Source organism: Cohnella suwonensis (assembly GCF_042655365.1).
Taxonomy (GTDB): Bacteria; Bacillota; Bacilli; order Paenibacillales; family Paenibacillaceae; genus Cohnella; species Cohnella suwonensis.
The window spans coordinates 1-2,796 of sequence record NZ_JBHSMH010000069.1 but is presented as its reverse complement, the minus strand read 5'-3'; the positions used below and the strand labels follow the sequence as shown (position 1 = coordinate 2,796).

The 2,796-nt window shown below is 39.2% G+C and carries 3 protein-coding genes; 2 read left to right on the top strand and 1 reads right to left on the bottom strand.

Translation table 11 applies throughout. From position 1 onward, the window contains the following. Positions 1–373: 373 nt before the first annotated feature. On the bottom strand, positions 374–778 hold the full coding sequence (locus ACFPPD_RS18265; RefSeq protein WP_209752106.1) for a hypothetical protein: 405 nt from the start codon (positions 776–778) through the stop codon (positions 374–376). A gap of 323 nt (positions 779–1,101) precedes the next feature. Here ACFPPD_RS18265 and ACFPPD_RS18260 point away from each other — a divergent pair, with 323 nt between their 5' ends. Further along, complete coding sequence (locus tag ACFPPD_RS18260) at positions 1,102–1,548, top strand: hypothetical protein (RefSeq protein WP_209752102.1); 447 nt, start codon at positions 1,102–1,104, stop codon at positions 1,546–1,548. 251 nt (positions 1,549–1,799) lie between these two features. Beyond that, complete coding sequence (locus ACFPPD_RS18255; protein WP_209752108.1) at positions 1,800–2,507, top strand: SDR family NAD(P)-dependent oxidoreductase; 708 nt, start codon at positions 1,800–1,802, stop codon at positions 2,505–2,507. The last annotated feature ends 289 nt before the right edge of the window (positions 2,508–2,796 follow it).

The window sequence follows — 2,796 nt, the reverse complement described above, 5'->3', positions numbered from 1 at the left end:
ACATAGTTCATTTGAAATAAAGAACGTCTTAATACTTTATGAATATAGAAAGAATACAGATAGCAAAAATGATGAAAAAGTTAAAGCAGTAATAAAAAAAACTGGAATAAATTCTTGAGAGTATATCAAGTTGTCGGGGACTTCTGCTAACACCATGTTCACGCTTCGGGCCATTCGGCCCTCGGTCCGGCAGGAGTTAGATGTTGGTTCGAAGAAGTATTTGACAACTGCAGGGAAGCGGAATCAGCCGGACACATCCGCACCGACTAAGCGCATCGCGCCCGGCGACTTCGTCGCCTTAAGTCGGTGGGACGTCGTGAACACATTAACGTTAGGCGAAATACTTGCAAAGTAAAACTAATAAGTTCATTCATTATTTTTCCACTTTCATTTTTACTCTTTTCAATACATAGCTTCCGTTTTCCTCATTATTTAAGGTGAGCTCAACAATTTCATGATGATTGACGACTCTTAATTGAATGACGATTTCAAATACTCTAGCTCCACCAATTGCCGAAGTCTTTTTTTCAGGAATAATGTTTGAAGAACCCGTGATATATGAATTAATTTGCAAGATAAGTTCGTGATCAAACCCTGGATATTTTTCATGATATAAGTTTTGTAATGAACGAATGATAACTGGATGTAATTGTTGAAGCAAAGCCTTTTCTAACATGGTTTCTCTAGAATCATCTTTTGCATTAACATTTGTATTATGAAATACAGGGAGAACGAGTATTGAAAGAAAAAAGATAATAATGTAGATATATTTTTTCATTGATCATCACCTGGAAACAGTCTAGCCCAAAGAGAAAGAGATCATTCAGTGGTGGCCATTCAAGATGGCAAGTACTTCGCCTAACACCATGTTCACGCATCGGGGCATTCGCCCCTCGGTCCGGCAGGAGTTAGATGAGGATTCGGAGAAGTATTTGACAGCAGCAGGGAAGCAGAATCAACCGGACACATCCGCACCGACTAAGCGCGTCGCGCCCGGCGACTTCGTCGCCTTAAGTCGGTGGGACGTCGTGAACACATGAACGTTATGTGAAACCACACAAGTGCAATAATCAAAAAAACAACATTTCCTGGAGGTCTATCTTGAGAATTTTCAGAATGATTATAGTCATACAACTCATCTTATTTTTGGTGTCTTGTAATAATGCTCCCAATATGAATTCATCCGAAAGCAAAAGCATAGAGGCTACTGACAAAGAAAAAGCAGAAAAAGACCTGGTCAATAAAATTATGGGAAGATGGTTTAGTACAGAAGATAATCAATTTTTCTTAGATTTGAAAGACAATATAGAAATCACTGGAATAGAAGAATCAGTAAAGTATACCCAAGGTGAATTTATAATTGAAGAAGTAAATGTTCAAGATCAATACATTGTGGTACAAAGCTTTATAGAAGAGCTCTCTGAAGAGAATGAAGACCATTTGAAAGAAGAATCTAGAAATAAATTAGAACTCTTAGAAAATGGGAATAAATTAAAATACAATTTCAATTTTGAAAAGCAAAATATTCAAAGTGAATGGATTAGATAGTATATCAGTGAAGTGTGTGGCATCACATAACACAACATTCACGCTTCGGGCCATTCGGCCCTCGGTCCGGTAGAAGTTAGATGCGGATTCGGAGAAGTATTTGACAGCTGCAGGGAAGTAGATTCAGCCGGACACATCCGCACCACCTAACCGCATCGCGGCCGCCCCGTTGGGGCTTAAGGTGGTGGGACGTCGTGAATGCATTTACGTTATATGAAAGAGTTGCAGTGCTTTATTTTGGGGGTGGTTCAATGGAGAGTGTATTAATAACTGGTGCCAATCGAGGGCTCGGCCTCGAATTGCTGAAAGTATTTTATTCAAGTTCATTTAATACTTTTCCAGTAGTTAGATCAGAAGAAGCAGCAGATCAATTAAGAATCCGATTTCCAATAAGGTGTTGTCCAATTGTAGCGGACTTAACAAACGATAAATCGATCGAAATAATAAGGAGGATTTTGGGCGAGAGTACCCATCCTCTTGATATTGTGGTTAATAATGCAGGCGTATCAGGAACTGAATATTTAATAGAAACAGTAAGAACTGAAGAGGTTAATGATCTATTTAATATTCATTGTTTAGGACCGATTAGAACAGTACAAGCATGTATTCCACATTTAAGAAACTCAAAAAATCCAAGGATAATTAATGTCTCATCTAGATTAGGTTCATTAACTAGAATGGCATCTGGAGAGTTTAAAGATCGAGGATTTTCATATTCATACAGGATGGCTAAGGCAGCTCAGAATATGTTTACGATATGTCTTGGGCAAGAACTGTTGGAGGATAACATAGCCGTTTGTGCAATTCATCCAGGACAATTATTAACAAGAGGCCGATCAACTGATGCAGATACCGATCCAGCAATTGCTGCAGAGAATATTTATAAATGGATAAAGGAAATTGATATTAATAGTTCAGGACTTTTTGTTCAACCTTTAGTTCAAGATATGGCTTGGTAGTAATTCAATGATGGCAACTCCTTCATATAACACCATGTTCACGCTTCGGGGCATTCGCCCCTTGGCCCGGCAGGAGTTAGATGAGTGTTCGGAGAAGTGTTTGACAGTAGCAAGGAAGTAGAATCAGCCGGACACATCCGCACCGACTAAGCGCATCGCGCCCGGCGACTTCGTCGCCTTAAGTCGGTGGGACGTCGTGAACACATGAACGTTATATGAAACCGATGCAAGAGACAAGGAGAAAAAATGAAAATCACAATTCGATTATTACTGGTTTTACTTACACTAT

Bases quoted from the DNA above. Each gene is read 5' to 3' on its own strand.
- ACFPPD_RS18255 (WP_209752108.1), top strand. From the start codon at position 1,800: ATGGAGAGTGTATTAATAACTGGTGCCAATCGAGGGCTCGGCCTCGAA.
- ACFPPD_RS18265 (WP_209752106.1), bottom strand. From the start codon at position 778: ATGAAAAAATATATCTACATTATTATCTTTTTTCTTTCAATACTCGTT.